This is a genomic window from Humibacillus sp. DSM 29435 (genome assembly GCF_001758225.1).
Classification (GTDB): Bacteria; Actinomycetota; Actinomycetes; order Actinomycetales; family Dermatophilaceae; genus DSM-29435.
The window spans coordinates 1-18731 of the sequence record NZ_MAST01000027.1 but is presented as its reverse complement, the minus strand read 5'-3'; the positions used below and the strand labels follow the sequence as shown (position 1 = coordinate 18731).

Here is an 18731-nt window from a genome sequence, read left to right as displayed (position 1 = left end):
TCAGATGGTCTGTGTGAGCGGTGGGTCCGATCTTGAAGGAGTTCACTATGACGGTGACCGAGAAGCACGACCCGGATACGGCATCCGACGCGTCCGCCTCCTCGAGTCCTGAAGCTCGGCGGCTGCGCCGGGAGCTGTTTTCCGACGATCTGGTCGATGATCTACTGGCCCGCGACGGCGAACGAGGTGTTGCTCTGACCGGGAAGGGAGGCTTCCTGCCCGAGATGATCAAGGCCGTCCTCGAGCGCGGGATGGACGCGGAACTGACCTCGCACCTGGGCTACGAGCGTGGCGACCGGGCCGGGCACGGCAGCGGCAACTCCCGCAACGGCACGACGCCCAAGACGGTCGGGACCGAGGTCGGCGACCTCGCGTTGGACCAGCCGCGGGACCGCAGCTCGAGCTTCGCCTCGGCGCTGGTCCCGAAGGGCTCTCGGCGCCTCGGCGGGCTGGAGGACATGATCATCAGCCTCTACGCGGGCGGGATGACGGTCCGCGACATCCAGCACCACCTCGCCTCAACGCTCGGCACGGAGCTGTCCCACGAGACGATCTCGAACGTCACCGAGGCCGTGGCCGACGAGGTCGCCGAGTGGCAGTCCCGCCCGCTCGAGGCGTTCTACCCGGTGATCTTCCTCGATGCCCTCGTGGTGAAGATCCGCGACGGCGCCCACGTGACGAACCGGGCCGCGCACATCGCAGTCGGGGTCGACATGGACGGCGTGAAAACCGTTCTGGGTATTTGGATCCAGGCCGCCGAGGGCGCGAAGTTCTGGGCCTCGGTGTGCGCCCAACTGGCCAACCGCGGCCTGCGTGACGGCCTCATCGTGTGCTGCGACGGACTGACCGGCTTCCCGGAAGCCATCGAGGCCACCTGGCCCCACGCTATGGTCCAAACCTGCGTCGTGCACCTGATCCGGGCCTCGATGCGCTTCGTCTCCTACGGCGACCGCAAGGCAGTAGCAGCGATGCTGCGCCCGATCTACACCGCCCCCGACGAGGACGCCGCACTGACAGCGATGGCCGCGTTCGGCGACTCGACCTGGGGCAAGAAGTACCCCGCGACAAGCGCGACGTGGGAGAACGCGTGGGACCGGTTCGTCCCGTTCCTGGCCTTCGGACCCGCGCTTCGGAAGGTCATCTACACCACGAACAGCATCGAGTCGCTGAACTACCAGCTGCGCAAGATCATCAAGAACCGCGGTCACTTCCCCAACGACGCCGCCGCGATGAAGCTGCTCTGGCTCGCGATCCGAACCATCGAGGACAAACGAGCCCGCGAACGCGCCAAGGAGGCCGGCACCCCGAAGGGCCAATCCCGCCAGGCTCCAGGCCGCCTGGTCGAAGGCCTCGCCGTGATCGGCTGGAAGACGGCGCTGTCCCGAGCTCGCCCTGCTCTACCCCGACCGCATCAACGCCCACCTCTAAACCCACGATGACCCAGATCGCTTACACAGAAATCTTGACAGGCCCGCCAGAACCGTTGTGCGGCAACATGGTTCGCTTTCTCCACGACGCCCTTACGGTTCCCGCGCCGCGGTGGGCACGGCCTCACGGTCACGCCGTAGTGTTTAGCCACGGACGCGAACGACGCGGACACCTTCCCCGTGGACGGGGACACCACCGTGGACATCCGATCGAAACGCCAGTCCCTGCTCAGTCCGCCCAGGGCGCGCGCGACCCGATCCAGCCCGTCGATCAGGTGCGGCTGCTCCTCGGACTCACACAACACTCCCCGCCAGCTCCCGGAATGACTCAGCGCCCCGACGAGCAAGTGCGCGGTCTTGCCCCACCCCCAGTGCTCGGGCGGGTCGGGCAACTCGACCCAGTCCCACTGGGTCTCCTCCCCGGGCGGGTGCTCGATGATCGCCACCGCCCGGTCCTTCGTGGGCCGGCACGGCTCACACGCCGGGCGCAGCCCCCGGGCCCGCAGCTGCCGGGTCAGCGTGGGGTAGGACCGGTCATAGCCGAGCTGCAGCAGCTCATCGAACAACGTCATCGCCCACAGGTGCGGGTCATCGGCCAGCCGCTGCCCGCAGTACGCGGCGAACTTCTCGAACGGATCAGGTGCCCCCGCCTCCCGGACGCCCGGCTCCCTCCCGGCCAGGTACGCCCGGATCGTCTTACGGTCCCTCCCCAGGTGCCGAGCGATCGCCGAGATCGTCCAGCCCTGCTTCCGCAGTGCGTGCGCGTCGATGTCTTCCTCCCGTGTGAGCATGAGCAGTCGGGGCTCCTTCGTGCTGGTGTGTGGTCAGAGACCACTAGCCTCGAAGGAGCCCCACCTGACTCGGTGGAGCCACACGGGTGGGGAATTTCAGTGAGCAGGTCTGGGGACTTTCAGCTGAGCGCCATCAGGCGCACCGTCAAGGACGCGTTGGGTTCGGCGTGGCCATCCCAACGAGCTGACTACCCGAAGCGGCCTTCGAAACTGGACCAGTTCAAGGAAGTCATCGACGCGATGCTGGTGGGTGATCTTGACGCCCCCCGCAAGCAACGGCACACCGCTACCAGGATATTCGCCCGGCTCATCGACGAGCACGGCATGCACGACGTGTCCTACCCCGTTGTGCGGACCTACGTCGCCATACGCGGACCGCAGATCCGTGTTGAGCAGGGCCGCGGCGACCCGACAGGTTTCGTCCCGCAAACCCACCACCCCGGCCGGGAAGCCGAAGTCGACTTCGGAGAAATCGCCGTCGTGCTACGAGGGGAACTGGTCGCAGCGCACCTGTTCTCGTTGCGGATGTCCTACTCCGGTAAGGCCGTGCACCGAGTGTCCGCGACCGGTGGCCAAGAGGCCTCCTTCGAGGGGCACGTGCACGCCTTCACCGAACTTGGCGGCGTGTATGCGGGTACGGTTCGCTGCGACAACCTGAAGGCAGCCCTAGCACAAGTGATCGGGTTTTCCCGGCAACGCGTCGAAGCTGACCGGTGGGCCTCGCCCACACCCGAGCCCAACTCGAAGGCGCCACCCCCACCAAGTGACGTCAACATTCACGACCATCACACGCCATCCGGACACCCCGGTGCCGTCAGGATTCGTCACCAACTGACGTCAGGTTTCACGCCCATAGCCAGCCGCCTCATGGCGGTCCCTGCGGGTCGCTCCGCCGACGGGCGCCCCCCCGCCGACGGGCGTCCGCCCGCCGCTGTCCTACCAAGATCAGGAAATCGCTTGCGGTTAGTCAAGGCGGCTGCTGAACTCGTAGTCCATGACCTGCTTCGTATCGCATACATCCGTGGACTGCGTCGACGCTTTCGCTCTCTCCGAGTTCTGGAAGTCCGTCCTGGGCTACGTCGATGTGGCAGCAGACCCCAATGAAGCCGGTGATGAGGAGTGCCCCATCCTTGACCCGTCAACCGGCCACACGCTGCTGTTCATCGAGGTCCCCGAAGCGAACGCGGGAAAGAACCGCATCCACCTCGACATTCGTCCCCGACACCAAAGCCGCGACGAGGAGGTGCAGCGCCTGAAGGGGTTGGGCGCACGCGTCTTGACGGACCGTCGGGACGAGCACGGGCTGGGTCAGGGGTGGGTCACTATGGCGGATCCAGAGGGGAATGAGTTCTGCGTTCTACGCTCCGAGCCGGAGCGCACTGGGACCGCTTGACTTGTCTTCCACTCGCGGCGGCGAGGTTGCCGCGAACGCTCCCGCTCTGAAGAGGGTCCGAAGCGGTCGGTTGTGACGGACGCGTTCGGGATCCCGCTGTTCGGTTCGCCGCGGCGGCCAACGCCCACGACTCACCGCTGCTGGAACCGACCCTGGCCGGAGTACCCGACACAGTAGGGGCGCTGCCCGAGGGTGCAGGTGTGCACGTGGACACGGGACAGGACTCGGGCAAGACCCGTGACCTATTGGAGATCCTGCGCTGCACCCCGCGCATCGCGACCAAGGGCAAGCCGGCCCCGATCCAGGCCACCAAGCGCTGGCCGGTGAAGCGGAGTCACTCGTGGATGCATGGTTTCGGCACGCTGGGCCGGTTCATCGACAAGACCCGAGTCATCGTCGAGTTCTACCCCTTCTTTGCCGCCGCGCTCACCGGTATTGGACGCCTGATCAACACCGCCAGACACCACTACGGATGGGACACCATTCCCACCACCTGACGCCTCCGATGACTACTTGCCGGTCGGTCGGGCTGAGTGCTGCCACCATGGTCTCGGTCGTGTCCGTCTCCATTACGGGGCGACCCAGATGGATCTCAGTTCGGTGAGGCCGGTGTTGGGGTTGTTCTGCACGTTCTTCAGCTTGGTGCCGAAGACGGTGTTGCCTTTGGCGTAGTTGTCGGGGATGGCCAGGAGGTAGTTTTTCGTCAACCACTGGTCCATTTTCCCCCACTGCGGCCCCTGCTCTTGAATGGAGAGCTGTTGGATGCGCTGAATCTCGGAGTCGATCTTTTGGTCGGTGAAGTTGCCGTACGACGTGCCACCCGAGGAGAGCGCGACGGAGCCGATGGTCGGCGGGATGATCGCGTCACCGGACGGCCAGTCGAAGCACCACCCTCGGGGGCCTTGCAGCATGTTGTATTTACCGTTCGGTTTCCCGATGATGCCGCGGCGCTCCTTTCCGGGGACGCCGATATCGGTGACTTTGAAGCCGGCCGCTTGCAGCTTCTGCTTGCGCACCTGGTTGACCTTCTGCTGTGTGGCGTCGTCGTTGGTGTAGTAGTAGATCAGCTCGTAGGGTTTGTTTGGCCCGTAGCCGGCGTCAGCCAGCATCTTCTTGGCGGCGGCAGGGTCCCCGTCGCCTCGGCCGTTCATGCCATCGACGGTGTAGTCGAGATGGCCGGTCACTTGCGGCGGGATCATGGTGCTGGCCGGGGTGAACGCGTGGCTGGTGTCGCCGGCCGCCTTGTGGAGCGAGTCGAAGGGCCACGCCTTGGCGATCGCCCTGCGAACGTTGATGTCCTTGATCTTTGTGGCGTCGAGGTTGATCACGGCGTTGCACGAGGACAGGCCTTCAACGAACTGGTCCTTCTTTGCTCCCTCGATCTGAGGGACGAGGGATGAGTCGATCGTGTCCCAGTTGAGGGTGGTGGCGTCGTCTCCGGTGCTGGCCAGGATGGACTGCTGGCTTTTGACGTCGTCGATTCCCCATTTGAAGTGGTAGCCGTCGGGGTAGTTGTTGCGGCCCGGGTCGGTCTGGGGGTCCCAGTTGGGGTTGCGTTTGAGGTAGAGCTCGGTGCCGGGGGTGTACTTGTCGAACATGTACGGACCGGTCGAGATGGGGTGGAGTTCGTAGTCCACTTTCGTGTCCTTGGCCTCGGGAAGGGGGGCGAACTGGCTGAAGGACATGAAGTAGGGCAGGGTCGAAAACTTCTTCCCGAGGTGGATGACGATGGTCTTGTCGTCGGGGGCCTCCACGCCCTTCCAGTTCTTGTCTCCTTGGTAGGGGCCCTTATAGGCGGCGCCGCCCTTGAAGAAGTCACGCTGGTAGGTCGGGCCGTTCACGGCGAGGTCGGGGTCGAACGAGCGTTTGGCGGCGAACACGACGTCGGCGGCTGTCACCGGGGCGCCGTCCTCGTACTTGATGCCGTCCTTGAGGGTGAAGGTCCAGGTCAGGCCGTCAGCGGACGCGGTGCCGAGGTCGGTGGCGAGATCGGGCACCAGCACCGCCTTGCCGTCCCGCAGGACGTACTGCGTCAGAGCGCGGTGGGTCAGGCCCAAGATCACTGCTGTGTCCTGGAAGAACTGGTTGCTCGGGTCCATGTCTTGCGGCACCGTGGCGTAGGCGACCGTGACCATGCCACCCTTCCGGGCCCCAGGAATCTCTGGCGCCGGCCCTGTGGCCGTGGGATCGAGAGCCGCCGTCGCGGGCTGTTGGGCTCCACCGCTATTTCGGTCACCGGCCGGCGTGGTGCTATCGGTCTTCGGGGCGCCACAGGCGGTGACGAGACTGAGCGAGGCCGCGGCCCCGACGGTTAAGATTTTGGTCCAGCGCATTATTACGGCTCCTTCATCCCAGAACCGACCCGGTGCCGGAACGTGTTGGTGGATGCGATTGGTCAGGACCAGGACGCGAAGCCCGTAAGGCCTCGACGATTGGCATCATCTTGTTTACTCCCCGCAGGGCCTGCGGGTGCACCCGGCGGCCACCCGACATGAGGCGTCGCGCACGGGCGGCGCGGCACACCATGATGTGACGAAACCCGTTGCCGAGCCACTGATTCGACCCAGGACGAATCACCAAGCGGTTTCACTTTCGTGGTCGCCAGCGGAGGGCCCGTGCACCAAAGCAGCTCGAGCGGTGGGGCCGTTACATGGTGATGTTGAACCTCAGCCGTCACACCGGTGGACTGCTCACCGAAGGGGTCTGCGAGACGCCAAAGTGAGTGATTGCTCTGACCAGGACAGCAGCAAGGGGGCCGGGGTACCAGCCATCACAGACGACCCCACGACCCCAGGGCATCGCGTACGGGGGCGCATGTCGTTGGCGGCGGCGATCTCCAACCGGTCAGGGGCAGCCGCGGCGAGCTTCGTGTTCACGGCTGCCGATGGCGGTGCAGGGCGCCGCCCTATCCCGCCTGGAGGGGCCAATCGGGCTATCTCCCATCGATGCATCGTCGTGTCTTGTAACGGTGGCCTCATTGTCGACACGAGTACTTTCGGCGCGCCAAGACGTGTCGCCTTGCCCGCCCCTGGTGGTAGCGTGCGCGCGCCGATGCGAGGGATCGGTAGAACGACGGTGTCGATGGTGCCCCCAGCCCGGGCCCGGGCCCTGAGCAGTCGGTGCCCGCGCAGCGTCGCGCCGCGTTGGTGGCCTGTGTGACCTCGGTTTGGGAAGCGGTCCTTTCGTTGGCAGGGGGGCTCGGCTGACAGGCACCCCTTGCTCGGATGCGAGGTGGTCGTTAGGGGAGCGTCTGAGTGGACCAGATGGTGCTGGTCGTGGCGTCGCTGATTGTGAGCAGGAGCGTGTCGCCTGATCCGTGAACGTGGATGGACCGGCCACCTCCGGCCGTGACGTTGGTGGGTAACGTGAGCTGGGTCCAGGTGGTGGCATCAGGTGAGGTCCAGAGCGCGAGAGTGGACCCGTCGCTGACGGCGGCGGCGAGGTGGGAGCCGGCCACGGTCAGGGACAGGACCCTGGCGCTGGTGGTGCCAGTGGGGGACTGGCGCCCGAAGGTTCCGGTTTCGGTCCACCCGGTGGGGGTGCGCCGCCAGGCACCGAACGTGTTGTCGCGGAGCCCGACGGCGATGGCGCCGCCGGGCTGAGCGACCACTCGTTGCAGGTCAGCGAACTCGGTGCTGCCGGGGACCGGTTCACGGGTCCAGTGGTGGCCGTCGGTTGAGGTCCAGGCCAGCGGCTGCTGGTGCAGGTGGGTTCGGTACCCGCCGCCGCCGACGAGGACCCAGCGGTCACCGTCCCATGTCACGTCCTGGGCGAGCCCAGTCCACCCGTCACCGTCGGCGAGATGGGGGGCGTGGTCGATCAGGGTGAAGGTCCGCGGGTCGGTGGCGACCCACACGGCGGGGCCGCCGGTGCGGTTCCCGGCGATCAGCCAGCCGTTAGGTCCGCCGTGGACGGGTCCGACGTTGACCGCTGATGGTCCGCCGAACAGTTCGAAGGGAGCGTCGACGTCCACCAGCGTGGTGTCGCCGCGTTGCCACCATGAGGTGACGCGCGGGTTTCCATGGGCGCCACCGGGTTTGGCTCCGATCGCCGCGAGTCGGCCGTTACGGCACCCGAGGGAGGTGAGCAGGGCGCGTTGGCCGTAGTAGGTGTGCGCTGTAATGGGTTCGGTGTGCCAGTGGCGGGTGTCGGGTGAGCTCCACAGGGCCGGGTAGCTCTGGTCATTGCCGGTGTCGATGGCGCCACCGAGGTACCACTTCGCGCCGCAGTACGTGACCGACTGCACGATCAGATGCCCGGGTGGGCTGTGCGGAGCGGGTAGGGCGGACTGGTGCCATGCCGGTGGCGTGGTGGGGGTTGGCCTCGAGCTGGTGTGGTGGGGGTTGGGTTCGGGTACCGACTCACACCCTGAGACGGTAGCCAGTACGACGATCGTGCTCAGCGCCGCTGCGTTTACCCGGTGCCTTGGCACATGGCCTCGAATCGTTGGTGTCGGGTCGGGGAACAGGTCGGCCGCGAGGCTCCGTGGTTCTCCTGGGTGGTGGGAAGACTCGGGAACCGATGCGCCCCGTATGGCCGTGAGAACCAAACCACCCACGCATCAGGCACTTCCAGCCGCTGCACCGCGGTGGATGACCCTCGCTGCAACCTAGACTCAGAGCCGCATCCGTGGCGTCGACGCACCGTCGAGGCTATGGGCCATCTGTTGGACTGGTTCGGGGCAGGCCGACTAGGGGGGACCATCGGTGGACGGTTGGGACCAGGACGGATTGCTGTACGGCTGGGTCATCCGCGATGAACTGGTCAACCTGACCGTGGTCACCGTTGACGATCACAAGTCCGGACGCGAGCTGACCGGTCCAGGGCCCAGCTAGTACGACGAAACCGGCCTGGTGGCCTGCCCGCAGGTGCTCAAGATGTGCCCTGAGCACCACGCCCGCGGGGTCTGCGGGGTCGGGTGCGCTCGTAGGCGCTGCTGGCCCGGGTGTGTAGTCGATCACGAAGTAGGGCGTTCGGGCGGTGGGGCTGGTGCTCATCTGGGCGTTCCTTCCAGGGTCTGTCATGTTCGGGCCATCGGTCGCGTGACCAGGGGAGCCTCGGGGAGGGGGCGTGATGGCCGGCCAGGTTCCGCCAGGTGGGGTGTGACCTTGCGCCAGTGGCTGCTGTTGATGAGTCCCCGTGCACGAGGACGACGACGGGCCCCGTACCAACATTCGGTCTCTTACAAGTCCCCGGGTAGCAGGCGAAGTGTCCGTCTCACCGCCACGCCACGTCATGACCTATCCGCGCGATTTGTAGCCACCGTTACCGGGCCTTCCGTGAGCCGATCCGGAGGATCGGGTCGGGTCACCACGGTAGTTCGCCGGTGATGTCGTAGTAGCCACCGGTGGGACCGTCAGGCCCGATCTGCGCCATCCGGACGATGACTTCCGCACTGTCTTCGACACGGCGGGTTCCGGTGTTCTGGTTCAGGTCCGTCCTGGTGAAGCCGGGCTCGACAGAGTTGATCCTCATGCGCGGGAACTGTTTCGCGTATTGCACCGTGATCATATTGACGGCAACCTTGGACGCCGGGTATGCCACACCTGGGTACGCATGGGCGGGCGTGCCGGGGGTGCTGATTTTGGTCAGCGAGGCCAGCGAGCTGCTGACGTTGACCACGACTGGCGCGCTCGAAAGCTGTAGTAGTGGGAGGAAGGTGTGCATGACGCGCACCAAGCCGAAGACGTTCGTGTCGAACGTTGTGCGCATCATTTCCGTGGTTACGCCCGCCGCACCGGTCACGCCGCCGTCTGTCATCTCGACCTGGATGCCGGCATTGTTGACGAGCACATCGAGCCCGCTACTGGCCGCAATGGTGGCGGCTGCAGCGGCGACCGACTCCTCGTTGGTGACATCGAGTAGGACCGTTCGTGCTCCGAGTCGGTCGGCTGCTCGGCGCCCCCGGTCGGCGTCGCGGCTGCCGATCCACACGGTGTGACCAGCCGCTACGAGTCGACGGGCCGTCTCGAATCCGAGGCCCTTGTTCGCCCCGGTAATCAAGGTTGTCGTCACGACCGCGACCCTAGGCCTGAGTTGGCCACACGCAGGCCTGAACGCAGCGCCACCCGGAGGGTTCACGAGCGTAAACGTCAAGGTACCGGTTGTGGGTGCCTGACCGGTTTGAGGTTCGGGCGGTCACGCCGGCGGTGTCACCGGCCATGTGGATGATGACCTGGTCGATCCGCAGCGTGGGATCGGGATGAGCCTCGAGATCGGCGATGTACTCGGCCATGTCCCACATCTGCCCGGTCGTCCCGTCAACGTAGCGGAACCAGTCCGACAGGAGTTTACGCAGGCCGGGCCAGGACCCAAGCCGACAGGCCTCGATGAACGCGGTGTTAAGAGTGTTGAGTTGCTCGATGTCTGCAGGATCTGACACGGATGCTCCCTTTCAACGTCGGTCAGGGTTTGCGATCGCCTGTGAGCAGTTCGTTTTGGTCTGGCCGACCATGTCCAGCTCGAACGACCTGAGAAAGCTAGGACTGCGTGGGCGCCCGGGCGGCCGCCTGACAGGGCCAAAACGTGAGGTGGTTTCCCTGCGTTGAGGCCTGAGGTCGGTGTCACCAGTGATGTCGTCGGTAGGCGCTCGTTCTTGACGAGCTCAGGGTTTAGCCGAGGCCGCCGATGTGCAGGCTCCAGCGGCTGGCTACGGCGTTCCAGTCGGTGTACCACAGGTTGCTGCGGCAGATTCTGTTGTTCTGGGGTGACCAGTTGCCGCACCGAGCGCTGGTGCCGTCCCCGCCGGTGACAGTGCCCACGATGCGCAGTTGTCCGTCGACCATCCGGTAGACCGGTCCGCCACTATCACCGGGTCCGACGGCTTGGGGGTTGGTCGATGATGCGTGCAACAGGTGGCAGTACGTCAGGACGCCGGGGAAGTTCTTGCAGCCGACCCCGTCGATAGTGAGTCCGCATTTCTCGCCTTCGTAGGCGCCGCTGTGACAAACCTTTTTATGGCCGGGGGACCCGGCGGTGCCGGCGATGACGGTGCGGGTCGGTGATGTTGACGAGCCGGTCCAGATCAGGTTGGAGAGCCGGGTGGAGATGAGTTCTGCGTCCATGTCGCGTTCGGTTTGGGCGCGGGTGCTGACCCGGCCGAGATACCCACGCCCGCCGTGGTTCAGGCTGGCGGAGTAGTTGAAGATGTTGGCGCCCAGGTTGAAGCAGTGCCCGGCAGTGACCAGGTACTGGGCGCCTGCGCCGTTGTGGGCGGGGATCCCCGACGTGCAGGTGGACACGGTGTCTGAGATGAAGTCTCCACCGTTCCAGGGTGCGGTGTCACTAAACCGGTCCGCCGTCACGCGTGCGGGAGAGTCAGGTTTGGCTTTGACGTCGACCTCGGGCCCGAACTGGCGCCGGAGCTTTGCGACTTGGGCAGGTGTGCCGTCGGTCAGGGTGATGACCTCGCGTCGGGTCGCGAAGTTCAGAATCCAGGAGTCCAGCCGGTACCCGGCTTTGCGTAAGGACGGGGCTGCGGTCGTGACCCGGTTGTGTAGGGCGTCCTGTTGGGCCACCGTGGTGGCGCCCGTGCGGAACCGGATCTGGGTCGGGGACAGTTTCGCGGCCGCCCGCAGGTCGGCTTCGACGGCCGGGTCATCTCGGGTGAGGAACACCTCGATGATGGCTCCGTCCTCGCTTGCTTGGGCGCCACCGAACAGCGAACCGTGCGCTGTCCGCCCACGTTGCTCCACCACTTCCAACGCCGACGTGTCAGTCACGAGGGGCGTCACCCGGGCAGCGAAGGTGGAGCCAGTGGTTCCAGGTGGCTTATCGGTGGCCCCAGCGGGGGCTTGGGCCAACAGGAGGGCCAGCGCCGCGAGGCCAGTGGCGGCAAAAAGGAGGGGGGAGCGGTGACGACGCATGATGATCACCTGTCGGTAGGCACGACCTCGGTCGGGTTTGGGTTTCCAAATCTGTGCGACGCTCGAGTCCCCAAGCCCTCATCTGGTTCGGACCGCTGTGACGGTGGTGCCGCGTATGAGGGTCCGGCCGGCCCCGGCGTGACGGGGGTCTCGTCAGGCCGGGGCCGTGGGGTCGCTGACCGCGATGCCGGAGGGGCGAGACGGGTCGACAGTCAGCGGGTCCAGTGTCGCGACACGATTAGTTCCTCACGGCACCTGGCCGGAGAAACGACGGTTACGTCGTTACAATAGGAGATTGGACCATCGCCATTTCGGGTCGGCTGTCCGATCTTGGTGGTCCGGGCCGGGCTCTACAGGTGCGAGGGGGAACGACTCGTTGGGGTTCGGCGTTGGTGCTCCGGTTCTGCAGGTGGGTCAGCCCCAGTGGGCGCCGTCATCGGTCGTGACAGACCCGCCGTACTGGCCGGCCGAGTCCCAAATGACACCGCTGGCGGTGGTGGATGGAGTGCCGGCCGAGTCCCAGATGATGCCGCCGGCAGTGATTCCGAGTGTGAGCGCCAGGGCGGTGAATGCCCCGGCGAACTTGACGCGAACCATGATGTTGAGCCCTTCTGTAGTCAGGTGGGGAACCGGCCGGGGGTGGCGGTTCCTGACGAAGTGGTAGTTCTTCCCGGCCTCGGGTGGTGGCCTTTCCGGGGTGCCGTTAGGTCAGGTCTACAACGTGCATGTGGCCCGGGGCGACTCATTCGACTCGGAGCGAATCTTGCTGGCCAGCAGCGTCTGTCGCTCACGGAGCCGTCTCACCTCACCGGAACGTTGCGTGGCGGACCGGTTGACCATCAGGCCAGTTCTCGGGTTGGGGTGGGTTTACCCAGCTCGGACTGGCCGCCATGTGGGTGCGTGCGCCGGTCCGGGCCTTGCTCGGCTTCATCCGGTCAGCTCGGTCGTCCGCCGAATCGCCACCGATGCACCTCGATGCCGGTGTACTGATCGGCTGGCAGGACTGCTCGCGCAACGTCTGCGCCGGTCGCCCCCAGCAGAACTGCCGCCCCGAGAACCCAGGAACCGTCGTCGGACAACAGTGGCCCCGAGACGATCACTTCGTCGCGGATCGGCAGCTCGTCATAGTCCGCTGCTGGCTTCAACGTGAACCCCAACACGAGATAGCTCTCATCCGGCTGGCCACCACGAAAATCCCACATCGTGCGACCTACCGAGTTGCGCCACCGGCGCAGCAGCACGTCCCGGTAGGCGCCAGCCTGGTAACCAGGCTCATCGAAAACGAAGCTGCGGGCGGCACCCGGATCCGGCAGATCAAGGATGTGCACGCTGCCGGTCAGCATCTCATTGTCAGTAAAGGTCGGGCCGCGGGCGATCATGGTCGCGTCGAACTGGTCCATGTAGGACCAATGCTGTTCCAGCAGGTGGTTGCGCAAAGGCATCGATCCAGGCCGATCGCGGTGGTAGCAGAAGAACTCCATATTCCCCAGCGTTCCTGAGGGTACCCACAGCGCGCAAACGCGATTCACGAGCCAGGCGCCGCGTGGCCTCTAGACGGTAGGGGGGTAGTGTCCTGGGGCCTGGCTCCCACGTGAACGTGGATTGTCGACCAGGGTGGTCCTTTGGTCACGCGCGGTCGGTGGTCGCGTGCGCGTTGGATGGGCGGACCGGGGAGGTGGTTGAGGCGCGGTTGAGCCCAGATTACGCCGGGCTGCTGGCGTGGCTGGTCAGGTTGCTGGCCTGGTCACGGTCACCTATGAGGCTGGGCTGACGGGGTTCGGGCTGGCCCGGTTCTTGGCGGTTAAGGGTCTCAAGCGTTTGGTTGCGGCCCCGTCGAAGCTGCAGCGTCCCAGCGGAGGCGGGGTCAAGACCGATGCCCGGGGTGCTCGCCACCTGGCCCGGCTGCCGCACTTGGGTCAAATCGTAGCGGTCCCGTCCGCGGACACGGAGGCGGCGCGGGACCTGTTCCGGGCCCGTGAGGATGTGCGCGAGGATCTGATGGCGGGTCGACATCGGGTGTCGGAACGGTGGCTGCGTCAGGGATCGTCTACTTCGGCGGGAAGACCTGGACAGGGGTGCACGACCGGTGGCTCTGCGATCAGAAGTTCGCGTCCCGGCGGTGGCGGCCACCGCCTCGCCTGCACACGTGAACTTGGTGGTGCTGCTGATGACTGCGTTGGGTGTCGTCTTCCGAGTGGGGCAGCTGGTCGTCGCGGCCGCTCGCCGGGATGCGGTACGTCTTAACGCTCATAGAGTCAGATCGAACGTGCTCAGTGACGTGGTTCATGAACGTCTCGCAGGGGCGGGTGGAAGTGGTCGCGTTTTGAAGGAGTCGCATCTCAAATCAGGCCATCGCACATCGCGTCGGGCTGGCTAGTTCCGGACGCTCTCGGCGACCGCCGAAGCCAAGGAAGCCGCCCGGTTAGGCTGGGACAGTTGGCGGCTCACCGGGTGAGCTCAGTCCGGCCCGGAAGGTCACCAAGATCCACTGAAAGCTGGCTCTCAGTTCTGCTGGGCCACGGGCCCTGTGGTGAATCGAGGTAACGATAACCAGGCTGGCCCCGCTGATCGGGGTCCCTGGGGCGTGCCGGGCCGTGGGATGGGCTGGAGCGGCGCGCTACCGCCGCCGCCGGTCCAGCCGGCCCCCACCGCGCCTCGTCGCGCTGGCCGTCCGGGAGTCGCGCCGCCAGCCGCGGGCCCTGTCGCCGGCGGAAGCGGCCACGGTGCTGGCCGTGTTGCGCTCGGCCCGGTTCGTGGAGAGGGCGGTGAATGTGTAGGTGATGGTTGGGCCGTCACGTTCGCGCACGGCGTCTGGCGCTCGTCGAGTGACCATCCGAGTAACGGCGTTGTTGTTTGCGCTGGTGAAAACCTTTACGCGTTGTACACCATGGGACGCCAGGTCGGCGATCAATGACACGGCAATCTGGGTGCCGATTCCCTGTCCTTGCTTGGTATCCGCCACTACCACGGCGATCTCCGCTACCCGCGCCATCCCGACCCGCACCCACATGCCGTGGGCTACCGGCCGCTGGTCGACAAGCCCAAGCACGGCGCCTCCGTGTCGGCCGCCAGGGAGCATGGCATCGACCAGCGCAGGCTTCGGTTCGGGCCCAAGATAGGCCTGGAAGCGTTGGTATACCGAATTTGGTGATAGCCCGCGCAGGAACTCGGCAAGGAGGGCGCGGTCTGCGCGGCCGGCCTTCCGGATGTGGAGCTGGTTCATGCCCGCGCATCGTTGAGGGAGGCTTCCGCCGGCGTGACCGCACCTGGGGCGCGCAGGATCTGCCGTTGGCTTGGGACCTGTCGTTTGGCCACGCGCGGCGTTAAGGAGCGCCGGGGTTAGGCGGTGACCCTGCCCGCCGTCGGCTACTTTGACGCTGAACGCGCGAGAATGCAGCGACAGACCTGAGACCCTGCCCAGCGCCGAAGACCTCGACCACGCCGATGACATCGCCTGCAAGGCGACTGCCCATCTCGCCGACCGTGATGGCCATCCGGGCGGCGACGGCCCGGTCGAACGCGGCGGTGTCCACCAACGCCAGGGGGCGCCGGATCGTGGTCCCGGACGGCACCACCACTCGTGGGCGAACAGGTGCACGTGGCCGCGATATCGACTCAATCGAATCGGCGTCCTTTCGCTGTCGCAACCGGCCACCACGACAGGCACCCACTGGGGTCTGTGGTGGGTGCCTGTACGAGGCCTGCAGTTGGTGTCACTGCAGTTATCTGACCTCGGAGACGGCATGCGATATGTGCTGAGCCAGGACGGTGGGTTGGTCCTCGCTGAGTAAGACGTAGGCATCGTTCACCTCCGTGACGGTGGTGCCGAGCAGCCGAGCGAGCTGCTGACCGTGGGCCTGGGGCATGACCTTGTTCTCGGGTGCCCAGAGGACGGTGGCGTGGCCGTGGAAACTGCTGAGGGACTGCGTGGCGGCAACGCAGTGTTGTTTCGACCAGCTCCCTCGGGCGTATGCCCGGTAGTCGTTGCGGATGCGGCGGTCATTGAGGCCGGGGGCGGTCCAAGCACGCACTGTCCTCGCGGGGATGTCTCGTTTGACCATCCACCCGAACATCATGGGCTTCCTGCGCGCGACGCCCCACCGTAGTAGGTGGAGCCCGGCTCGCATGCCCACGTCGGAGACGGCGAGGAGTTCTGCGGCCCGTCCAGGCAGTCCCGGTGGGAAGTTGTCGAAGGCCTCGCAGGGGGTGATGATGAGCCGGCTTACCCGTTCATCACGGCCCTCAGCGGTCAGGAAGAGGGGCCCACCCCAGTCGCTGATGACCAAGGTCACATCGTGCAGGTCGAGGGCATCCATGAAGTCGGCGAGCAGGTGCACTTGGCCGCGCATAGTCAGGTCGGCATCTGGTGCCATGGGCAAACGGTGCGCACCGAGGGGGAGAGTGGGTGTGATGACCCGGCAGGTTTTCGCCAGGTGGGGCGTGACCTTTCGCCAGAGGCTGCCGTCCATGAGCACTCCGTGCACGAGGACAATCACAGGACCTGTACCGACGTCCTGGTAGGCGATAGGCCCCGCGGGAAGGTGCACGGTCAGGGCGCTCATGGGGCGCCGGGTGGGTGGGGGTCCGTGGCGGGTCGTGATTCCTCGCTGAGGAAGTGGCATAGCGCAGCGGGTTCGAAGTGGAACATCTGCGATCGGATGACCAGCCCGTCGCGCACCTGATAGGTGCCGATCTCGGGTTCGTCCAGCGTCCGTCCGGAAGCGAGACTGCGTGCCTGATGACGAAACGCCACCGTGACAGTTCCTTCACCGTCGCAGGTCAGGCTCCTGGCCAAGGGCTGGCTCCGGTCCATGAACGGTGCCCAGGCAGCCTGGAAGGAGCGCACATGCTCGAGCGCTCCTTCCAGGCCACGGTAGGTCCCGCCGTAGGGCAGTTCGCCGCTCTCGAGAATGGTCACCTCGGGGTGGTAGCAGCGCAGGAGCGCGGCCACATCCTGCGCACTCACCGCGTCGAACAGGCGGGTCACGACCGCGATGTCTGGCGGCGTGCCGGGTCGTTGCATCATCGAACACTCCCGAGGGGCTGCTGCGACGGGCGGGTCAGGGCGCGCCCGTGCCCAACCGCGCACAGCCGGCCTGCACCGTCGTGGTCCTCGTGGTTGTCGTGCGCAGTCACGTCGCACCGCATGACGGCGCTGTGCGATGAGTGGCTGACCACGCGGGCTTCGGCCCGGAGCAGGGCGCCCACGCCGGGACGCACGTACTCCACGCTGATCCCGGCCGTGACAAGGTCTGGGCCTAAGACGGTGCCAGCGGCGAAGGTGATGGCGTTGTCCACCAGGTAGGAGATGACGCCCCCATGAGCGAACCCGTGTTGTTGCCGGTGCCGTTCGCGGAGGTCGATTTCCAGGATGGTGGACGTTTCCTCAAAGGCGACCAGGCGCGTGCCGAGCAGCACGGAGTAGGGTTGCTCGGCCAGGACCCGTTGCGCCGATGGAAGATCCGGTTCCATGCGTGATTCCTTGTCTTTGGTTCTCATGGGGTGGCGGGTGGTGTCCAGGCGGTGATGCGTTCGAGCATTTTCGTGGAAATTGATGGCGGCGTGAGCCGCATCATCGCGTTACGAAGGGGCACGGCAAGTCGTCCTTGGGCTTGCGCCATCTGACCCGTGCGGTGGGCGGTCTTGCTGACCTGCTCGGTTCGTGGCCGCCGTGCTGTGTCGTATCGCTTCAGGGCAGCAGCCTGGCTCGGTGTTCGCGCGAGCTCCGCGGCCAGTACCACAGCGTCTTCGATGGCTTGTCCGGCGCCTTGACCGATGTCGGGGGTCATGGCGTGAGCGGCGTCGCCGAGGAGGACAACGTTGCCGGCCGTGAAGGGCGGCAACGGCAGAGGCAGGTCGTAGATGTCGAGGTGGATCACCGTTGCGGGGTCCGTGGCTTCGAGGAGCTCGGGGATGGGGCGGTGCCATGTTGCGAATCGTCGGTGGACCTCGTTGAGACCGGCGTCGTGATTTCCGGGGGGGAGGGTGGCCACGGCGAACCAGTACACCAGCCCGTCACGCAGTGGCAGGATGCCGAACCGTTCGCCGCTGCCCCAGCTTTCTCCAGCGATTCCGCCGAGTTCGACCCGGGACGTGGTCACGGCCCGCCAGGTGGTGTAGCCGGCGTAGCGGGGGCCGGAATATTCCGGATGTGACGCGCTGCGGATCCGGCTGCGCCAACCGTCGGCGGCGACCACGAGCTCGGCCTGGATCGTTTGGCGATGCGCGATCTCGACGCAGGCACCCAGGGAAGTTGTGCTCACCCTTTGCACGTCATGGTCGGTGCGGATCGTTTCGTCAGGCAGGAGGCCGCGTAACACGCGATGGAGATCGGCCCGGTGAAAGGCGTACAGGTCCTGCACGGCGGCGTGTGCATCGACCAACACCTCACCGCGAGGGGTCCGGAAACCACCCGAGCCGGGTGGGGGTTGTGATCCGACCGCGCGTACCTCATCTCCTACCCCGATCGCGTCAAGTCCGGCCATCGCGTTGCGAGAGAGGGTGATACCGGAGCCGGTGTCGACGGGTGTGGGGCAGCGTTCGAGCACGACGACCTGGCGTCCGGTTCGGATCAGGGCCAGGGCTGCCGTGATTCCTCCGATGCCCCCGCCCACCACAACCGTGGGTGCGGTTGCGCTCATCCGGTGGCCGGCTCTGCTGCGGTGGTGGGCCTGGTCGGGGACGGGGTGGTGGCCTGCCACCGCTTCCCGACATAGCCCAGCAGCGCGGGATACACCAGGTACCGACGAAACGGTTTGATGCCCGTCATGTACAGCCAGCCCAGCACTCCGTTGGGTTTGACCAACACGGCCATCTGGCCGCGGTAGCCGCCGTCGCCGTCGGGTACCCACCCCAGGTGCATGATGGCATGCACGGTCCGGTTGGCCAGCTCGGCCGCGAACTCATCCCCCAGCAGGTAGACCGGGGAGAAGGGGTCCAGGTCCAGCCCAGGATCACCGGACGCGGGCAGCTCGTCCGCCGGAATCCGGTCCCGCAGCGAGGGCACCCGGGCCTCGAGCCCGCCGCCCGGGTCGTCCCAGTGCAGCAGTCCACCGAGTTTCCAGCGGGCCTCCCACAGCCAGCCCACCAGCCGGGGAGCCCCCTGAGGGAACTCGCCACCGAAGATGGCCTCGACCAAGCGTGGCAGCTCATCTGGCCCTCCTGGTGTCGGTAGGGACCACACGTCCTCAACGGCGAAGTCCGGGGCCAGTGCGTGAATACGCCACGCTCGGTCCGTGTGCTCGCTGGGTAGAAG

At 66.1% G+C, this 18731-nt stretch carries 15 protein-coding genes and 2 pseudogenes; 3 read left to right on the top strand and 14 right to left on the bottom strand.

The features are described 5' to 3' along the window. The first annotated feature begins 53 nt into the window (after positions 1-53). Positions 54-1428, top strand: a pseudogene (locus BA895_RS15465) (IS256 family transposase). Here the strand turns inward: BA895_RS15465 and BA895_RS15460 are convergent. Beyond that, complete coding sequence (locus BA895_RS15460) at positions 1412-2218, bottom strand: hypothetical protein (RefSeq protein WP_254666501.1); 807 nt, start codon at positions 2216-2218, stop codon at positions 1412-1414. The pseudogene BA895_RS15465 and the gene BA895_RS15460 sit on opposite strands and share 17 nt — an antisense overlap. A 1021-nt stretch (positions 2219-3239) precedes the next feature. Here BA895_RS15460 and BA895_RS15455 point away from each other — a divergent pair. Both BA895_RS15455 and BA895_RS24520 read left to right on the top strand, forming a co-directional pair. Beyond that, positions 3240-3611, top strand: a complete 372-nt coding sequence (locus BA895_RS15455; protein WP_371327722.1) for a VOC family protein — start codon at positions 3240-3242, stop codon at positions 3609-3611. A gap of 42 nt (positions 3612-3653) precedes the next feature. After that, positions 3654-4108, top strand: a pseudogene (locus BA895_RS24520) (IS5/IS1182 family transposase); the annotation flags it as partial. A gap of 72 nt (positions 4109-4180) precedes the next feature. On the opposite strand, the gene BA895_RS15445 reads toward BA895_RS24520, so the two are convergent. From BA895_RS15445 to BA895_RS15375, 13 genes are all read right to left on the bottom strand, one after another. Continuing rightward, positions 4181-5746, bottom strand: a complete 1566-nt coding sequence (locus tag BA895_RS15445; protein ID WP_254666500.1) for an ABC transporter substrate-binding protein — start codon at positions 5744-5746, stop codon at positions 4181-4183. A gap of 1103 nt (positions 5747-6849) precedes the next feature. Beyond that, entirely contained in the window at positions 6850-7857 is a 1008-nt protein-coding gene (locus tag BA895_RS15440; RefSeq protein WP_070192792.1) for a hypothetical protein, read from the bottom strand. A 1061-nt stretch (positions 7858-8918) separates the two neighbouring features. After that, the gene (locus BA895_RS15435) at positions 8919-9626 is read right to left on the bottom strand and encodes an SDR family NAD(P)-dependent oxidoreductase (protein ID WP_070192791.1); all 708 of its coding nucleotides are present in this window, start codon (positions 9624-9626) and stop codon (positions 8919-8921) included. A 10-nt stretch (positions 9627-9636) separates the two neighbouring features. Then, positions 9637-9993 carry a nuclear transport factor 2 family protein gene (locus BA895_RS15430; protein WP_070192790.1) on the bottom strand — a complete coding sequence of 119 codons (357 nt, stop codon included), beginning with the start codon at positions 9991-9993 and terminating at the stop codon, positions 9637-9639. A 229-nt stretch (positions 9994-10222) separates the two neighbouring features. Then, positions 10223-11332: a hypothetical protein gene (locus BA895_RS15425; RefSeq protein ID WP_139142698.1), complete on the bottom strand. Its 1110-nt coding sequence runs from the start codon at positions 11330-11332 to the stop codon at positions 10223-10225. A 558-nt stretch (positions 11333-11890) separates the two neighbouring features. Further along, positions 11891-12073, bottom strand: coding sequence for a hypothetical protein (locus BA895_RS15420; RefSeq protein ID WP_070192788.1), 183 nt, complete (start codon positions 12071-12073; stop codon positions 11891-11893). 338 nt (positions 12074-12411) lie between these two features. Beyond that, the gene (locus BA895_RS15415; protein ID WP_070192787.1) at positions 12412-12957 is read right to left on the bottom strand and encodes a YciI family protein; all 546 of its coding nucleotides are present in this window, start codon (positions 12955-12957) and stop codon (positions 12412-12414) included. A gap of 1136 nt (positions 12958-14093) precedes the next feature. Next, the gene (locus tag BA895_RS24000) at positions 14094-14699 is read right to left on the bottom strand and encodes a GNAT family N-acetyltransferase (RefSeq protein WP_070192785.1); all 606 of its coding nucleotides are present in this window, start codon (positions 14697-14699) and stop codon (positions 14094-14096) included. Between the two features lie 499 nt (positions 14700-15198). Beyond that, positions 15199-16038, bottom strand: a complete 840-nt coding sequence (locus tag BA895_RS15395) for an alpha/beta fold hydrolase (RefSeq protein ID WP_070192783.1) — start codon at positions 16036-16038, stop codon at positions 15199-15201. Next, positions 16035-16463, bottom strand: coding sequence for a nuclear transport factor 2 family protein (locus BA895_RS15390; protein ID WP_175442345.1), 429 nt, complete (start codon positions 16461-16463; stop codon positions 16035-16037). Before BA895_RS15390 ends, BA895_RS15395 begins: the two co-directional genes overlap by 4 nt. A gap of 35 nt (positions 16464-16498) precedes the next feature. Further along, a complete protein-coding gene (locus BA895_RS15385) occupies positions 16499-16948 on the bottom strand; it encodes a PaaI family thioesterase (RefSeq protein ID WP_083283418.1) in 450 nt (149 codons plus the stop codon). Positions 16949-16971: 23 nt separating this feature from the next. Continuing rightward, positions 16972-18117: an FAD-dependent monooxygenase gene (locus BA895_RS15380; protein ID WP_070192815.1), complete on the bottom strand. Its 1146-nt coding sequence runs from the start codon at positions 18115-18117 to the stop codon at positions 16972-16974. Continuing rightward, positions 18114-18686: a DUF2867 domain-containing protein gene (locus tag BA895_RS15375; RefSeq protein ID WP_254666502.1), complete on the bottom strand. Its 573-nt coding sequence runs from the start codon at positions 18684-18686 to the stop codon at positions 18114-18116. Before BA895_RS15375 ends, BA895_RS15380 begins: the two co-directional genes overlap by 4 nt. Positions 18687-18731: the final 45 nt, after the last annotated feature.